The sequence below is a fragment of the Halobacillus hunanensis genome (assembly GCF_900166655.1).
GTDB classification, from domain to species: Bacteria; Bacillota; Bacilli; order Bacillales; family Halobacillaceae; genus Halobacillus_A; species Halobacillus_A hunanensis.
The window spans coordinates 635,567-652,379 of record NZ_FVZB01000006.1 but is presented as its reverse complement, the minus strand read 5'-3'; the positions used below and the strand labels follow the sequence as shown (position 1 = coordinate 652,379).

Below are 16,813 nucleotides of genomic sequence, written 5' to 3'. Positions count from 1 at the left end.
GATCTATTCCTCTATTTCTTCAGTGTTCTTGCTTAGAGTGTCTGGCGGATCAAGGCTTACAACTGTATCTCCTTGTTTCCCTATGACCTGTCCTTCGTGTGTTGAAAACTCGATTTTTCCAGATGATTTTAAAACAAATAGGATTAAGCTTTGTTCACTGCGTTCTTCTACGCATTGGGAAAAGCTTTTTTTAGTTAATTCTGTTGTGTTAAATTGGAAACCACGTTCAATACGGTCGTTCAGATCGCCCCACGAAATATTTTCCTTTGTTAAGATTCGTTTGTCATATTTGTCAACGAGGTCCGTCAGTCCTTCTCCGTTCTCATTGTGCAGACTAAAGATGTTATTTCGGCCCATTTCCTGAACAAAGGATCTACAAACTAAAGCGTTATAAGAGTTCAGATTAGATGCTGCAACCATGTATTCATATGGTGTGATGTCTAACTCATGATCGTATAGTTCAGACAATATTTCGCCATGAAAAGTGTCAATACCTGTTCCTTGAGCAGCCTTTAGCCGCTGCTTTGATGAATCCGCCAATAATATTGGAATATCTAACTCCCGCATCACTTTTGCCATACTGACACTAAATGGATTACTGCCGACAATTAGGACACCAGGCTGACTGTTGACAGCGAGACCAAGTTTTTCCGATACCCATCGGATTGAAAATCCATGTGCCACCACCGTTGAAAAAACGAGACCGAGCGTCATGGGAATGACAAGGTTTGCATCAGCATACCCAGCATCTAACAGCACATGAGCAAAATAACTGGAAACGGCTAACGCGACAATTCCTCGGGGGGCGATCCACCCGACTAGTGCTTTCTCCTGATTGGTAATATCTGTATTAATGGTTGAAAGCCAAATGGATAAGGGACGAACAAGGAAGATCATTAACAGGATATAGCCGATGATATTCCAACTTAATATATCCAGCAATGTCTCTCTTGTTACCCCTGCTGTAATCATGACATAGACCACTGACATAAGCAGTACAGACATATTTTCCTTAAAGTGACGCATATCACTAAACGATGATATATTCATATTAGCCAATTTGATTCCCATCGCAGTGACCGCGAGTAAGCCTGTTTCATGTTTAATCTCATCGGTCACCATAAAGCAAGCTGTCACCATGGATAGGACAACGGGGGAGCGCAAAAACTCAGGAACATAACCTTTTTCGAAGATCCACCCTACGATAACTCCTGTCAACCAACCTATCAAGGCGGCCAATAGAGACGATAGGAAAAAAAAGAGCAGTATGGCTGCTGAAACTTCCTCAGATGTAAGAAAAACAATGATTTCAAATGCAAAAACAGCAAGTAATGCTCCAATTGGGTCAACAATAATGCCTTCCCATTTTAAAATCGATGCAGGTCGTTGTTTCAATTTTGCCTGCCGTAAAAGAGGTAAAATAACCGTAGGGCCAGTGACGATGAACAGACCACCAATGACAAAAGCAACAGCCCAAGACAGCCCAGCTACATAATGTGCAGCAAATGAACCCAAGATCCATGCAATAAAGGCACCTACTGTTATGATTCGCACTATGGGACGCCCAATCCCGCGAATTTCCTTGAAATTGAGGTTTAAGCTCCCTTCAAACAGAATGATCGCTACCGCAATGGAAATAAATATCTGAAAGGTATCCCCAAATGCATCTTTAGGGGTCAAAATGCCGAAAAGCGGTCCAGCAAGTAAGCCGGCAAGGGACATCGCTACAATGGCTGGAAAACGAAAATGCCAGGCTAGCCATTGGGCGCCGATCCCGAGGACCCCGATCATGACTACTTGAAATAATAAAGAATCAACCACTTGTTAACCTCCTCACTCATCTATGTATATTTGTTAGTATGTCCCATAGAAGGTTGAGCAATTTATACATTTAATAAATACGTGTTTTTCTTGTTTTAGTGGACATGAGTGCGAATAGCCGTATTCCAACAAATTTGCATAATGAAGGGTTTACCTCATTCTATTGCCTCATTTTTGCGATTTTCAACTTTTCTATGAAACCTTCTTGTCCTTCACTCGTACCTTTAGAAAGTAATAAAATCGCTGGAAGGATGAGTCGATGAAGGGGAAAAGTATTGGTTTATTGTTCGCGATCATGCTTTTGTTAGTAGGCTGCAGCAGCAAATCCGATCAAAACCAAACGGAGCAGGCTAAATCAGAAGATGGAGAAGCGTCCACAGAAGGTATAGCAGGCAGTTGGAATGGAAGTATTAATGTGCCCAACCAGCCATTACCGATCATGACTACTTTTGAAAAAGGCGACGGATGGAGTGGAGCCCTCAGTATTCCGGTTCAAGGTGTAGAGGACTACCCTTTTGCGGAAGTAAAGGTTGATGGATCAGCGGTCTCTTTTCACATGGAGTTAGCAGGTCAGAAGATCAGCTTTGAGGGAGAAAAAGAGGGAGATACTATAGCTGGAACCTTTACTCAGCAAGGTCAATCGTTTCCTTTTGAACTGAAAAAGGGAAAAGCTGAAACGGGTGATGTTGCCAAAGAGGAAAAGGGACAATTTCTCAGTGTCGACACGAACGAAGGCAAACTGCTTGGAGAGCTAGAGACGCCTGATGAAGAGGGGCCGCACCCAGTTGTGTTGATTATTCCAGGTTCCGGTCCGACTGACCGTAACGGTAATTCTGCCACCGTTCAAGGGAAAAACATCAGTTTGAAGCTTTTGGCGGAGGCGTTAGCTGAAGAAGGTATAGCTAGTGTGAGGTACGATAAACGTGGTGTAGGGAAAAATCAACAAGCGACGATTCCGGAAAAAGAACTTCGCTTTGACCAATTTGCTCAGGATGCTCAGGCGTGGGTAAACATGTTAAATGGGGAGGACCAATTTTCAAAAGTAGGCGTGATTGGGCACAGCCAAGGATCTCTCGTTGGTATGCTGGCAGCTGCCGAAGCGGACGTTGATGCCTTTGTATCGTTAGCAGGGGCTGGCCGGCCGATCAATGAAGTCCTTTATGATCAGTTAAAAGTTAACCTTCCTGAGGATCTGAAAAAGCAAAGTAAGCAAATTTTAGAACAGCTAAAGGCAGGCGAACAAGTGGACAATGTACCAAAGGAATTACAAAGCGTATTTCGTCCATCTGTTCAACCATTTCTGTCTTCGTGGATGCAGTATGATCCTGCTAAGGTAATCCAGAAGTTAACTATTCCTGTCCTGCTTGTCAACGGAAAACGAGATCTTCAAGTACCAGTTCAAGAGGCCGAAATGCTTCAAGAAGCGAAACCGGAAGCTGAATTGTTAGTGATTGACAAGATGAATCATGTCCTAAAAGAGGCTCCTGAGGACAGAGCCGGAAATTTACAGACGTACTCTGATCCGGACTTGCCGTTAGCAGATGGGCTGGTCAAAGGGATCGTAAGCTTTTTCAAAAATGCTGGATTTATAAAATAGATGAACGAAGAAGGAGGAGCGCCATTCAAGGTAGTGAATGGCGCTCTTTTTGTGTGGCTGTTTTCTTATATCCATTCCATTACCACTTGATTGGAGTTGCTATTGCTGTATAATGGTAAGCTGTCGACTAAATTGGGCTTGTATCTATGCTACACGACCAGGAGTGAAGGAAAGGAATATCCGAGATTGATCGGGAGTCGAAGTTCTTTTTCAGAGGCAATGAAAACTTGATGGTCAGGGACGAAACCTGAACATCAGGGTATTATTTATAGGGGTGAATGGATGTCAAAGAGTGATCAGATTTCGTTAAAGGAGAAAGTGAATTGGCCCGTTTTTATACTAAGCGGCGGCCTGCTTCTTCTATTTGTTTTACTTTCGATTGTTAAAGTAGATATGGTTAAACATTACGTAGACATAGGTTTTGCCTTATCGATTCGTTATTTTGGAGCGTATTGGCAGTTGCTTTTGTTAGCCACTTTTATTGTAGGAGCTGCGATTGCTTTTTCCAAATATGGAAGAGTGCGGCTTGGCAATCCAGGTCAACAGCCGGATATGAGCTTGTTCAAATTTATTGCGATTGTCGTGACTTCCGGGCTCGGAGCTGGCGGGGTGTTCTGGGCAGCCGCTGAGCCGATGTATTATTTTATGGAAGTCCCACCGATGCACACGGGGATTATTGCGGGGACGAAAGAAGCGGTGGCGCCCGCGCTTGCTCAAAGTTATATGTCATGGGGATTCACGGCCTGGTCGGTATATGGTGCGATCAGTACAATCGTGATTATGTATGCCCATCATCATAAGGGCATGCCGCTAAAGCCGAGAACACTTTTGTACCCTATCTTTGGTGAAAAAATTCGTGACAGCATTTGGGGAACACTGGCCGATGTTTTTTGTATCATTGGGGCAGCGGCTGGAACCATCGGGCCGATTGGGTTTCTTGGGTTGCAAGTAAGTTATGGTGTCAACTCGGTGTTTGGATGGCCTGATACCTTTACAACACAAGTGTTCATTATAGTAGCTCTCATTACAATTGTTTTATTCTCTACATTAACAGGTATTGAAAAAGGAATTCAGTGGTTAAGTAAGGCAAACGTTGTGATGGCGGTGGCCATAGCCTTCTTCTTATTGTTGTTTGGACCTGGCGGGTTTATTATAGATTCCTTTATTTCATCCTTTGGAATGTACACGAGCGAATTTATTTCGATTAGTACGTTTCGGGCTGATCAAGAATGGCTGGGCAGCTGGATGCTTTTCTTCTTTGGCTGGTTTATCGGCTTTGGCCCATTAGTTTCGCTGCTTGTCGCGAGAATCGCCGGAGGGCGCAAGATTAGAGAAGTATTTCTCGTGGTCGCTATTATCGCACCACTAGCCGCCAACTTTTGGTTTACCATTTTAGGCGGGACAGGCATTCTTCAGGAGTTGAAGAATGCGGGATCGATCAGTGGACCTCTAATGGAAGGCGGACTGCCAGCGGCGATTATCGCCATTGCAGAAGAAATGCCATTAGGATTTATGATGCCATTCGTCTTTCTCATTTTAACGATGCTCTTTGTCGTCACGACCGTTGACTCAATGGCCTACTCGATTTCGATGAGTGTAACAGGGGCCGGGAATCCACCGAAAATGGTTCGTGTGTTCTGGGCAGTGATCATGGCAGTAATTGCCACGATTTTAATAAAAATTGGCGGGGGAGGAATCGGGGCCTTACAGTCATTTGTTGTGATTGCCGCTGTTCCTGTCTCGATTTTAATGCTTTCGTTATTGTGGCACGCACCGCGGATTGCGAAAGAGATGGCGAAAGCCCAAGGAATCATTGAAGAAAACGTGGAAAAATAATTCATAGTATTGTTTAAGCACTCCGGCACCTTTTGAAAAGGTTGTCGGAGTTTTTTTGTATGTAATTTGTAGGGCTTCCTTGAAGCTTATAAATCAGATTTAGTTTAATTTAACTTAAACGGGTATAGTACTTAAGAATGGAAATTGTAGCTTAGAGATTCTTGGACACAATACGTAATGAATTTGATAGGAGAGTGTGTATATGATTACTTATGACGCAATAATAATTGGTTTTGGCAAAGCAGGGAAAACATTAGCTGGGAGGCTCGCCAATAACAATTGGAACGTAGCAATGATTGAGAAAGATCCAGACATGTATGGCGGAACTTGTATTAACATCGCATGCATCCCGACAAAATCACTTGTCCAAGATGGCTTGAAAGGTGTCCCTTATCGAGACGCCATTGAAAGAAAAGATAAGGTGGTGGAAAAGTTACGAGAAAAAAATTATAAAAACTTAGCTGAACATGAGAATGTTACGATTTACGAATCGGAAGCAAGTTTTCGTTCAGATAAAGAAGTGGAATTAGAATTAGATGGTAAAACTGAAGTCTTAACTGCTGAACATATTTTTATCAATACAGGTGCCACCAGCAATATTCCACCGTTGAAAGGTGACCTGAATTCGGATAAAGTCTACACAAGTACGTCTCTGATAGATCGTAAACAGCTGCCGCGACAATTGGCAATTATAGGTGGCGGATATATAGGGCTGGAATATGCTTCTATGTATAAAACCTTTGGAGCGGAAGTAACGGTGATAACACCGGAAGAAGAGCTGTTGACTCGAGAAGATCGTGAAATCGCAGCAGAAGTTCAGAAAGTAATGGAAGAAAAGGGCATCCATATTATATTTGGGGCAAAAGCACAGGAAATTACAGAGGAAAGTAAAGATAAGGTGTCGTTGTCATTATCCAATGGTGAAACGGTAAGTGCAAATGCAGTGCTGCTTGCTACTGGCCGAAAACCGAATGTGGAACACCTCGGTCTTGAAAATACATCCATTGAACTTACGGAAAATGGCGCAATTAAGGTCAATGATCATCTTGAAACAACGGTGGGTAATGTATGGGCTCTAGGTGATGTAAAAGGCGGTATGCAATTTACGTATATATCCCTGGATGATTACCGTATTGTTGAGAACTACTTGTTTGGTGACAAAAAATATTCTCTCGAGAGTCGTAAACATGTTCCCAATTCCATGTTTATTGATCCTCCTTTATCCAGGGTAGGGATAACAGCCAAAGAAGCAGAAGAAAAGGGTTATGAAATCGCTGAAGGAAAATTGTTGGTTGCGTCACATCCGCGAGCACATGTCATCAACGACCTTCGAGGCTTATTTAAAGTTGTCATCGATAAAAAAACAGATAAAATTCTAGGTGCCAGCTTGTTTGGACCTGAGTCCCCAGAATTGATTAATCTTGTAAAGCTAGCAATGGATTTGGAAGCTCCTTATACGTATTTAAGAGATCAAATATATAATCACCCGGTCATGAGCGAATCATTCAATGCTCTATTTGCGATCGATTGATAATTGTACAAAAGGAATATCTCAATAGACTTTATGTAGGATCACAGATGATGAAATTTGTGTGATTCTGAAGAAATGAATGATAGGGAGAGAACTATATGGAAGTGGTATATTTAGCAGGTGGGTGTTTATGGGGAGTACAAGCTTTTATAAAAACTTTACCTGGAGTTAAGTCTACACAAGCGGGAAGAGCTAATGGAACAAGTCACACACTTGAGGGTGATTATGATGGGTACGCAGAATGTGTGAAAACAGGATTTGATCCGACGGTTGTAACAATCAGGGACTTAATGGGATATTTATTTGAAATCATTGATCCATACAGTTTGAATAAACAAGGGCAGGATGTTGGCGAGAAATATAGAACAGGGGTGTATAGTGAAAAGCCGGAACACTTAAAAGAGGCGAAGGCATTTCTTGGGGCGAGAAATGATGACGACCTTATAGTTGTTGAAGTATTACCTCTAACAAACTATGTGAGAAGTGCAGAAGAACATCAAGATAGGTTAGCTAGATGTCCTAATGATTATTGTCATATTCCAGAAGAAATTTTAAGTAGATATAAGTAAGGAGGAAAGATGGTTTATGAACTCTATAGTTTTCAGAAGGGGGAGTAAAACTGGATAATTTAAAGATCACTAATAGGATGTTAAGAATAATGAGGAATGCGGAAAGCGAGGTTGAAGTTTCAAAAAGTAATGTATTAGAACCGATACATTTACTGATCGCTTGTATTAGTGAAAAAAAAGGTGCGCTCGGGGAGGTTTCTTTGAAATGTACCTTGGATGCTGCTTTTTTAAGGGCCCAGATTGAAGATGTAGAAAATACCGCAAACCAAAACAGGACTAAAAGCCCCCTGTTTAACGTTAATGTAACAGAGGAGATAAAACAGGTTTTTGAGGTTGCCATTAGTATAATGAAAAAATATAACCAAGTTTATCTAAATGAAGGTCATGTCCTCAAAGCATTAATTAACACTGATCTTATCGATAAATATTTAAATGATTATAACAAAGAAATCATACTAACTCTCGGTACAACATCCCGTGATATGATTACGCATCTTGGTAATTACACTTTTCCAAACATAAATTCTCATTTTGTTCGAAAAGTGAAGCAGACCGATTCTGATAAACTAGTAAAGTATGTAGAACAAAATTTCTCATACGAATGGTCACAAACTTTAAAAGGTGGTTTTAAATCAAGAAATCCATCAATATACATAGCGTTGAATAATGAGGAAGAAATAGTCGGGTTCGCCGCTTTTGACGTCTATAAAAATAAAAAAAGCTATTTTGGTCCTATGGGTGTTTCTGAATCTAATAGAATGAATGGGATTGGTTATTCGTTACTCCATCATTGTCTAAAAGATATGAAAGATATTGGTTACGAGTACGCAATTATTGGTGGCGCCGGCCCCATTGAGTTTTACGAAAGAGCGTGTAATGCAGTTGTAATTCCTTCAGCATAAGAGAAAATCATTTTTTAAGTATGAGTTATTAAAGAGAATGATAATCCTCAGCAATACGATTGGGCGCACTTCCGGAATAAAGGATATGCGTCTTTTTGCATGAAAAATGGCCAAGTATAGATGAATCTCTTTATTTATTTTCTGTTAAAGGGTACTGGCCATTATTGTATTTGATTAATTGGTTGACGGTAAGATTGAGTGGCTGATATTCTAATATTAGAAAGGTCATTCTATCTAATGGAAGGAGAAGTGCATGACATGGGTCGATCTGTAAAAAAAGATACACTACTCAGCGTAGCTGAACGGTTATTTTATGAGCACGGATTTCATGGAGTAGGATTAAAGCAAATTATCAGTGAAGCGAATGTAGCAACGATGACGCTTTATAATCATTTTTCTTCCAAGGACAATTTAGTTGAAGAAGTACTTAAACAGCGGGAAGAACGCTATTGGTCTTATTTGGATTCACAAGTCGAAATGGATTCAGATTCGCCTTTTATTCTTGCTGTTGAAGCTCACGGTCGTTGGTTAAACGAACAATCTTACAGAGGATGCATGTTCTTAAGAGCAATAGAAGATTATGCAGGAACAGATAATGAAATTGAAAGTATTGCAAGAGGTCACAAATCCAAATTGCTTAAATACTTTCAGCAATTGGCTCAAAGGAAAGGGAAAGATAACGAACGAGATTTAGCTCACCGATTTACATTGCTGCTTGAAGGAACCACTTCTATGACGACATTGATTGGTGCAGAGAAAGCAACGGAACACTCTATTGCGATGGCGAGGACACTTGTCCTACATACATCGTAATTTTTTTACCTGAAAATTAGAAAGGTCGTTCTATATAATTTAAGTTAGGATGAATACCATGAAATTTTCAAAATTAGTTTTACCTGGTGCTACCATGATTGCTGCTACTTATGGATTGGCGAGGTTTAGTTTTGGGTTGCTTCTGCCTGCAATCAATGAATCACTTGAAATGTCCGAGTTTGTATCGGGGATGATTTCTTCGCTGTTTTATTTAGCCTATTGCCTCACAATCATCCTATCCACTGTCATTACGACAAAAGAAGGGCCGAGAAGAATGATTATCTCAGCTGGGCTGTCAGCTTTTGCTGGATTGCTGCTGATAGGTGTCACTCCTAATGTATGGTTGCTTGCGCTAGGGGTGTTATTGGCTGGAGGAAGTACAGGTTTGGTATCTCCCCCTTATGGCGCCGCGATATCGCTATGGATTAAAGAGAGTAATCAAGGAAAAGCAAATACATGGGTCAATTCAGGAACCAGTTTTGGCATAGCCCTTTCTGGAGCAGGAGCGATTTTATTAGCACCGAATTGGAGACTGACATATTTGATCTATGCTATCCTGACATTCATGATATTGATATGGAACTTCCAAGCGATTCCGAAAAATGGTATGAGTTCGGGGGTGAGGTTTAAAAAAGGAAACCTCTCTATACGAGGAGTAAAAGGAGCGATGCCTTTAATTTTGGCATCTCTTACCTTGGGAATTTCCACAGCAGCCTTTTGGACGTTTTCCAGATCTTTTATTGAAGTGGCTGGTAATTATAATGATTGGCAGCTTTCAGGATTTTGGGTCATTATAGGGCTATTCGGTGTGCTAGGAGGATTTTCTGGTTCTCTAGTTGAAAAGTGGGGACTGTCTTTAGCTTATAAGGTAGGGAGTTTGTTGATTGCTTCATCATCGATTATTCTTTCTATTGCACCTGAAAATTTGTTGATGTCGTACTTATCAGCTGGAATTTTCGGCTGCTCCTATATATTTTTAACCGGAGTCCTTCTTGTCTGGGGAATCCGTGTATTTATTACAAATGCATCATTAGGGATCGGCGTACCCTTTTTAACTTTGGCAATGGGCCAGGTAATCGGTTCAGTACTCGCGGGCTGGTTTATTGGGACATGGGGCTATGTTATTTCCTTTATACTTTATGGATTAGTAGGTATTGTGGCTGCCCTTATAGCCCCAAAAAAGAGTTAAAATCTTAATTATCGAGTCTTCATGATAAGAGCGCAAATCTGGAAAAGACTTGCGCTCTTTTTGTGTGAAAGGACATTTATCCTTCCTCCGCTAAAGGGAGAAAATTAAGATAGTCACGTATAATCCATCTTAAAACGAAACTGGCTAGAATCGTATAGGCGATAAGGTTAGGAAAAGTCAGAGGTATATCCGTGTTTAGTATAAGTACACTGCCTATGAGTAAGAGAAAAATCATTGCCCAACAGGTTATATATCCGGCAAAGTGAGCATTAGAACGAGTGCGTTGATCATGCTCAAGGTTAACTTTGGTCCAATTTCCCTTTTTATGAATATCAATTCCATATGCCCCGTAGTGAATTGTAGCTATAATCGCAGCAACTAAGGTCGCTGTAGAGCTAGAATGGAAAAAATAAAGATAAAATAAAATTAATGGAATCCCCATTTTCAATAGGAAGTTTGTTCTGTAGGTCAGATTCATTTCATTCCTCTCCTTCAATCCAAAATAAACTGTCTAATGAGCAATCTAATACAGTAGCTAATTTAATAGCTGTGCCAATGGATGGTTCATAACGTTGTTTTTCTATGGCAATAATCGTTTGTCTAGTGACCAGGATCTTTTCAGCTAATTGGTCCTGGGTGAACCCCTTCTCTTTTCTCATCTCTTTTATGGAATTACGTACTCCATGTTTCATCGTTTACGACCTTTCTGAAATGTAATGTGCACCTTACATAACTTGATTATATTCTAAAATAAATGTAATGTAAACATTACATTTTAAATTTCTCCATATTTTAAGAAACAAAATCATCTATGGTACTTTATACGGGTTGGGTTCCTCTAAATCAATTAAATCTTACCAGCTGATGAACGGAGCCATCACATTAATGAGATTAGGGACATCTATTGGAATTAACGGAGGAAGATAATCAACTAGTAAAACAAACTGTGGAATCGTTTAGTTCGCCTGAAAATCTAAGCAAGGAGATCCTTTAAGAGGCACAAGAAAGCAGACGAAAGAATTTGAAACTGCTGATTATTGGTTTGGTGTCACACTCGTATCTGTGATTGCTCCTAAACCGTATATAATGGTAGGGTTGGGTGCTATAGAGGGTGAACTGTTTGTGAAAAGTTTGGATGGAAATAGCTTTGAAGAAACAACTAGGTAGAGAAAATGTGGTGGATAGAGTTGGTTTTCTTATAATCACAAAAATGAGAAGTCATGTCTTGATTCGAATCTCCCAAATAAAGTGGCAGATGCGGAAGGTCGGTATGATGTTCTTTTAAGTTTATCTTGAAAACAAGTCTTCTGTTAATACGAAGGGCCATTTAACGCAATAACGTTTCAAGATAAATGAAAGGTTTAGAAGGATAATTTTTAGATGAGGTTGCAATTTTAAGGTACATCATTTATGTTTAATAAAACGATCGGTCAGTTTATTCATTATAAAATCAAGAATGATGGGGTAATCATTATGGCGAGACCTGTTGGTCAAGGCGAAAAAACGAAAAAACACATTGCAGAAAAAGCCAAAGTTCTTTTTGAACAAAAGGGTTATGCTGCCACTTCCATGGAAGAAATCCGTGAATTCACAGAAATTAGCAAAGGTAGCATTTATTATCACTTTAAAAGCAAAGAAGAATTATTTTTGTACACTGTTGAAACAGCCAATAAATTCTGGAGGCAAGAATGGGAGGCTCAAGCCAATCAAGTTACGACGGCTACAGAGAAATTATACTTGCTGGCCCAATACTATGCTTCGGATATGCAAAATCCACTGTCTAAAACCGTTCCAGAGTATATGGGCACGGAGAACATCGAAGATATGGTGAAAGAAAAGATTATCCATCTTTTTCAGCCTGAATATGATATATTTTATCAGATCATCGAGGAAGGTATACGTGATAAAGAGTTTGTAAGTAATAAAACAGTTGATGATTTAGCCTATATACTTTATAGTACACTCACTGGTATGAGTGTTACACAATTTCTCGGTTACGATGAGGAAAAGTTTTATCTCCTTTACGAAAATGCGATCGACGTTTTTTTGAATGGAATATCTAAAAAGTAAACCCCTACTCAAGGGGTTTTTAAACACATGTTAATAAACCGTACGGTCAGTTAAATATCAAGGAGGGAGTTAAATGGAAAGCTATGAAATTAGAGTAATGCCAATGAGAGAGTGTAACAGAGATGTATCTCGTGAGGTAGCAGCTGTTTTCGTTGATGGTTACGAGAAAGACTTAGCGTTTCTCTCAAACAATCGGGGAAAGTTAATTGAAGCGTTTCAGAAAATGATCTGTCCAGAAGTTTTTTACTTTGCCACTTTAGAAGGTGAAGTTGTTGGAATTCTTGCTTGTTCCAATAACCAGAATCGAGCATTGACAATTGATAAAACAATTTTGAGAGATTCATTTGGCTACGTGAAAGGGAGTATGGCTTATCATTTTATGAAAGATGAGTTTAATAAAAAATTGTCTTACCAAGATGACACAGGTTATATTGAATGTGTTGCTACCACAGTTAAAGCGAGAGGTAAAGGTGTTTCAACTGCACTGATGAGTTACGTATTAGAGAATGAGGGTTATCATCGTTACATCCTAGAAGTTGTGGATACAAATGAGGTTGCTCATCGATTATATAAAAAGTTCGGTTTTACAGAGTTTGAGCGAAAAAAGGAGAGTTTTTCAAAGATGAAAGGCTTTAAACATAGCATTTATATGGAATTGTATGTCGCCAATAAGAATTAAAATATGGCATCTAACAAAAATGCTTGTTTAATTAACGGGGCGCGAGAAACGGATTAAGAGTTACACTTGACTGCGGTTATCAGGGAGGGGAATATCGTGATTAACGTATACAATTACGTGTTAGACACATTATCAGATTGGGAACTTGGGTATGTGACGGCAGAACTTCATTCCAGACGATACTTTAAAAAGCAGAGTCCCAATGTTTCTATGAAAACCGTGGGGCCTACAAGGGAATCCATAACAACAATGGGCGGTTTAACGGTTACGCCTGACATAACTGTTGATGAAGTTATTTCTCAGCCTTCAGCAGTTTTATTATTACCAGGGGCTGATACTTGGAATGATCCAAAGCATACTCCGATTATTGAAAAGGCTACCGAATTTATACAATGTGGGGCAACAGTTGCTGCAATTTGTGGAGCAACAACTACACTTGCTGAGACTGGAGTTTTAGACGCACGTATTCATACCAGCAATAGTCTTGAATTTCTTAAGATGGTATGTCCAAATTATAAAGGTGAGCAATATTATAAAAATGTGAAGGCAATGGCGGATGGAGGTTTGATTACAGGTAGTTCAGCAGGTGGTTTGCTTTTCGCTAGAATTGTATTAGAGAAGTTAGATGTATTTGCTGAAGATACTCTTGAGGCATGGTATAACTACTTTAATACTGGTGATGCAAAATATTTCTACACCTTAATGCAGACTTTAGAATAAGTTTCCTTGATTTGTTTGGCCAGATTGTGGAGTAACAAAAGCCCATTTAAATAATATTTAAGTAAAAAACGCAAGTCACCTGTATCTGGTTTGCAATAATGGAATGAAAGGTCGGGTTTTTATGAGTAGTTATTTTCCCAGAACGGGGAAGATAATTGGCGTTATAAGTATGCTTGTCATTTTACTATCATCACTTTGGCTAATATGGATTGGGGAAACAAATATACGTTATAGTGGGGATCATAAGGGAACAATGCCCGTTTGGAACAAGTGGATACCTTTAATTGTCGGTATACTCCTCATCCGATTCTTACCGTTTCAACGTAATAAATACAATCCCCTTCAACATTTTGATCCAAAGAGTATCATAATCCAAAACGTTGTCTTATTCTTGTGTGGAGCTCTTTTCACGATTTGCCTTCTCATTGTGAACTTTCAAGGTATGGCGTTCCAATTGTGGTTTATGATATGTAAAATAATTTTATTATTGTTCACTCCACTAATGCTTTTTTTGTTTTATAGAAGTAACCCCAAACAACAGCGATCAAAACCTATAAAATCAACAGTTAGTATTAAATGGTATTGGCTTATACCGCTTATAGTCATTATAATATGGGTTTACCTTAACTTCTTTTCTGTATTTTCTACACCCTTTGTTTCATTGGGTATAACTGATCCAACGATGTTAATCGTCACTTTACTCGTAGGTTTTCTTATTAATAGTCTACTCGAAGAGCTCTTTTATAGAGTTTGGTTGCAAACACGTCTGGAATTAATACTAGGTACTTGGCCGGCAATTCTTCTTACATCACTCTTATGGGCGAGCTGGCATTTTGCGGTACATGGATCTGGTCAATGGAATGTTGATATGGCGACGGTTATTACAAACCATGGAATCGTAGGACTATTTTTGGGGTATTTGTGGGCACGTTATCGCAGTGTGTGGGTGATTATTATTGTCCATGGATTATTAAATGCACATCCACAGCAACTATTTGAGATTTTATTCAATTAAATGTGCTTAGTTCAAAAAGGTTAGTAACCGTTTATTTTGGGATATTTAAAAATGATGAAAAAGAATTAGTAGGCACAATTAATCTCTTTCATATTCTTCGAAGGTCATCTCAAAGTGCTTTTATCGGATACTTCTTGGACAAAAAACATAATGGTAAAGGATACACTACTGAGGCTACAAAATTGATTGTAAAATATGCATTTAATGAATTGAAATTGCATCGTATCGAAGCTGGGGTGCAGCCTCATAACATTGGCTCTATAAGGGTATTAGAAAAATCAGGATTTCATCGAGAGAAGGTATTGCTAAAAAAAACACTAAAATAAATGGATAGTGGGAAGACCATCAGGTTTTAGCCATCATTAACCCTAAAGATTGATACAGGTCAATTAGCTATTTCATCTGCAATGATAAGTGACAAATGACGAGCAGAAAATAAGAAACATCATTTTCCATGTTTATAAAACGCTAAAGTGTCTTCGGCCATTTTAAGAATCTTATCGTGTATTTCTTTAGGTTCAATCAATTTTATTCGATTGGCAAAACCTAGTATATATCCCTTAGCCTCATCTTCGGTATCAAAAGAAAGCTTCACAGGTATCCAGTCATTCTGAGCACAATTGTCGACTTCAACAATTTGAACAAATCGACTTGAGAATTTTAGCCATGTCAAAATAGACGGCGCTACCTTTACCGACACTTCGTAACGAGGCAATTTTTTGTAAAAGTTTTTGTAGAGGACTCCCAATACAGAGCGAGATTAAAATCCTCCGGTCTTTTAAATGTTTCTTCCATGGGCATTGAAGAACGAATACGTGATGCTCTGTAATTTCGGATCTCATCATTTTCCTTGGAAGCAATGAAATACCAGCGGCTTCCCTTAGCTACCAGTCCCAATGGCTTTACAATACGTTCATTTGTAAAATATCACCAGCGCTCAAACGAAATCCATTTTTTCTCATCCAATTTTAATCTTCTTCACATTGGGATTTAACTTGGCGGCTTTAAGATAAAAGTAATTAAAATAAAGGAGAGAAAAAACATGAAAACATTCGTACTTACAACAGCAAGCGCACTACTTCTAACAAGCGGAGGTATTGTCTGCGCGGCTCACGCAAATTCAGACACAACACCTGTATCAGAGAAAAACATTTCAATGAACTACCAAGAATATCAAACCGATGCAGAAAACATTGACGGTCTCCTTGAATACGACACACTCGATGAGGTGGTTGACGCTGATGACTTCAGTGCTCAAATTATGGAAAACAATAATCACAAACGTGTTATTCTATTAACAGGTGATAACGGTCAGCCACAGTTCAAAAGTATCTATGTTAAAGATACAAACAGGTTAAAAGTTATCGACTTCAAAGATGGATTGGTGTTCAATAAAATTCTCAGTGATAAAGAAGAAGATGTTGAAGAAAGCGATCAGGACACCGAAGCTACAGAACAAGAAACTGAACTTGAAGGGTTAGTTGAATATTCTACACTTGCAAATCACGTTGATGTAAATGGATATAATGCAGAAGTTGTACAGAACAACCCGCACAAACGTGTCATAGTTTTAAAAGGCGACCATGGACAGCAACAATTCAAAAGCATCTACGTTAAGGATACAAGTAGGCTGAAAATCATTAACTTCCACGAAGGCCTTGTATATAACGGAATCCTCGAATAAATAACTTCCCCCTGAAAACGAACTATCATTGTCGTTTCCAGGGTGTTTTAATTAATGTAGTTTATCCAATTTTTAGAAAAAAGAGCCCCTAACCCAATTAGGGAACTCAACGCGTCGTCGCAACCCCCATAAAATTGAAGAAAAGGAATACACTGATTGGTGAGTTTAGTTCAAAAAAATTTTTTGATAGAAAAAACAGCTTATAAACCTTGATGTATCAACAATTCCGGAGAGAGTCTACGTATATTTTCTCCGCTTCAACTGCATATCATTCGTCTTTTTACTTAAAAAAATTAGTCATGTCCCAGTCCCTAAGGTTTTTCTCTTAACGTTGTAAATTGTCAAAATCTTGACGCTGCCCCTCCTAGACATTTGATAATCAGTTTA

At 39.2% G+C, this 16,813-nt stretch carries 17 protein-coding genes and 1 pseudogene; 13 read left to right on the top strand and 5 right to left on the bottom strand.

Features of this window, described 5'->3' with window-relative positions; translation table 11 throughout:
* Positions 1 to 3: 3 nt before the first annotated feature.
* The gene (locus B5354_RS08825; protein ID WP_342742979.1) at positions 4 to 1,821 is read right to left on the bottom strand and encodes a cation:proton antiporter; all 1,818 of its coding nucleotides are present in this window, start codon (positions 1,819 to 1,821) and stop codon (positions 4 to 6) included.
* Between the two features lie 259 nt (positions 1,822 to 2,080).
* Here B5354_RS08825 and B5354_RS08820 point away from each other — a divergent pair, with 259 nt between their 5' ends.
* The 7 genes from B5354_RS08820 (at position 2,081) to B5354_RS08790 (ending at position 10,258) form a co-directional block, all read left to right on the top strand.
* On the top strand, positions 2,081 to 3,418 hold the full coding sequence (locus B5354_RS08820) for an alpha/beta hydrolase (protein WP_079527919.1): 1,338 nt from the start codon (positions 2,081 to 2,083) through the stop codon (positions 3,416 to 3,418).
* Between the two features lie 282 nt (positions 3,419 to 3,700).
* Positions 3,701 to 5,254, top strand: coding sequence for a BCCT family transporter (locus tag B5354_RS08815; protein ID WP_425432108.1), 1,554 nt, complete (start codon positions 3,701 to 3,703; stop codon positions 5,252 to 5,254).
* 202 nt (positions 5,255 to 5,456) lie between these two features.
* A complete protein-coding gene (locus tag B5354_RS08810; RefSeq protein WP_079527917.1) occupies positions 5,457 to 6,785 on the top strand; it encodes an FAD-containing oxidoreductase in 1,329 nt (442 codons plus the stop codon).
* 98 nt (positions 6,786 to 6,883) lie between these two features.
* Positions 6,884 to 7,354 carry a peptide-methionine (S)-S-oxide reductase gene (locus tag B5354_RS08805; protein ID WP_079527915.1) on the top strand — a complete coding sequence of 157 codons (471 nt, stop codon included), beginning with the start codon at positions 6,884 to 6,886 and terminating at the stop codon, positions 7,352 to 7,354.
* Positions 7,355 to 7,404: 50 nt separating this feature from the next.
* Positions 7,405 to 8,256: a GNAT family N-acetyltransferase gene (locus B5354_RS08800; RefSeq protein ID WP_483866676.1), complete on the top strand. Its 852-nt coding sequence runs from the start codon at positions 7,405 to 7,407 to the stop codon at positions 8,254 to 8,256.
* Positions 8,257 to 8,514: 258 nt separating this feature from the next.
* Positions 8,515 to 9,069 carry a TetR/AcrR family transcriptional regulator gene (locus tag B5354_RS08795; protein WP_079527912.1) on the top strand — a complete coding sequence of 185 codons (555 nt, stop codon included), beginning with the start codon at positions 8,515 to 8,517 and terminating at the stop codon, positions 9,067 to 9,069.
* A 58-nt stretch (positions 9,070 to 9,127) separates the two neighbouring features.
* Entirely contained in the window at positions 9,128 to 10,258 is a 1,131-nt protein-coding gene (locus B5354_RS08790; RefSeq protein WP_079527910.1) for an MFS transporter, read from the top strand.
* Positions 10,259 to 10,334: 76 nt separating this feature from the next.
* Here B5354_RS08790 and B5354_RS08785 read toward each other — a convergent pair whose 3' ends face one another.
* A complete protein-coding gene (locus B5354_RS08785) occupies positions 10,335 to 10,736 on the bottom strand; it encodes a hypothetical protein (protein ID WP_079527908.1) in 402 nt (133 codons plus the stop codon).
* Between the two features lies 1 nt (position 10,737).
* Entirely contained in the window at positions 10,738 to 10,950 is a 213-nt protein-coding gene (locus B5354_RS08780; protein WP_079527906.1) for a helix-turn-helix transcriptional regulator, read from the bottom strand.
* Between the two features lie 718 nt (positions 10,951 to 11,668).
* Between B5354_RS08780 and B5354_RS08775 the strand changes: the two genes are divergently transcribed.
* The 5 genes and pseudogenes from B5354_RS08775 to B5354_RS08755 all read left to right on the top strand — a co-directional run.
* Complete coding sequence (locus tag B5354_RS08775) at positions 11,669 to 12,328, top strand: TetR/AcrR family transcriptional regulator (RefSeq protein ID WP_079527904.1); 660 nt, start codon at positions 11,669 to 11,671, stop codon at positions 12,326 to 12,328.
* Positions 12,329 to 12,401: 73 nt separating this feature from the next.
* Positions 12,402 to 13,007, top strand: coding sequence for a GNAT family N-acetyltransferase (locus B5354_RS08770; RefSeq protein WP_079527902.1), 606 nt, complete (start codon positions 12,402 to 12,404; stop codon positions 13,005 to 13,007).
* Positions 13,008 to 13,103: 96 nt separating this feature from the next.
* Positions 13,104 to 13,727, top strand: a complete 624-nt coding sequence (locus B5354_RS08765) for a DJ-1/PfpI family protein (protein WP_079527900.1) — start codon at positions 13,104 to 13,106, stop codon at positions 13,725 to 13,727.
* A gap of 121 nt (positions 13,728 to 13,848) precedes the next feature.
* Complete coding sequence (locus B5354_RS08760; RefSeq protein WP_079527898.1) at positions 13,849 to 14,742, top strand: CPBP family intramembrane glutamic endopeptidase; 894 nt, start codon at positions 13,849 to 13,851, stop codon at positions 14,740 to 14,742.
* A gap of 32 nt (positions 14,743 to 14,774) precedes the next feature.
* Positions 14,775 to 15,076 (top strand): annotated as a pseudogene (locus tag B5354_RS08755) (GNAT family N-acetyltransferase); the annotation flags it as partial.
* A 111-nt stretch (positions 15,077 to 15,187) separates the two neighbouring features.
* On the opposite strand, the gene B5354_RS20705 reads toward B5354_RS08755, so the two are convergent.
* Together B5354_RS20705 and B5354_RS21065 are read right to left on the bottom strand one after the other, a co-directional pair.
* Positions 15,188 to 15,415: a WCX domain-containing protein gene (locus B5354_RS20705; protein ID WP_425432107.1), complete on the bottom strand. Its 228-nt coding sequence runs from the start codon at positions 15,413 to 15,415 to the stop codon at positions 15,188 to 15,190.
* 17 nt (positions 15,416 to 15,432) lie between these two features.
* Positions 15,433 to 15,639 carry a WYL domain-containing protein gene (locus tag B5354_RS21065; RefSeq protein ID WP_176142445.1) on the bottom strand — a complete coding sequence of 69 codons (207 nt, stop codon included), beginning with the start codon at positions 15,637 to 15,639 and terminating at the stop codon, positions 15,433 to 15,435.
* A 145-nt stretch (positions 15,640 to 15,784) separates the two neighbouring features.
* Between B5354_RS21065 and B5354_RS08740 the strand changes: the two genes are divergently transcribed.
* The gene (locus B5354_RS08740; protein ID WP_079527892.1) at positions 15,785 to 16,426 is read left to right on the top strand and encodes a hypothetical protein; all 642 of its coding nucleotides are present in this window, start codon (positions 15,785 to 15,787) and stop codon (positions 16,424 to 16,426) included.
* Positions 16,427 to 16,813: the final 387 nt, after the last annotated feature.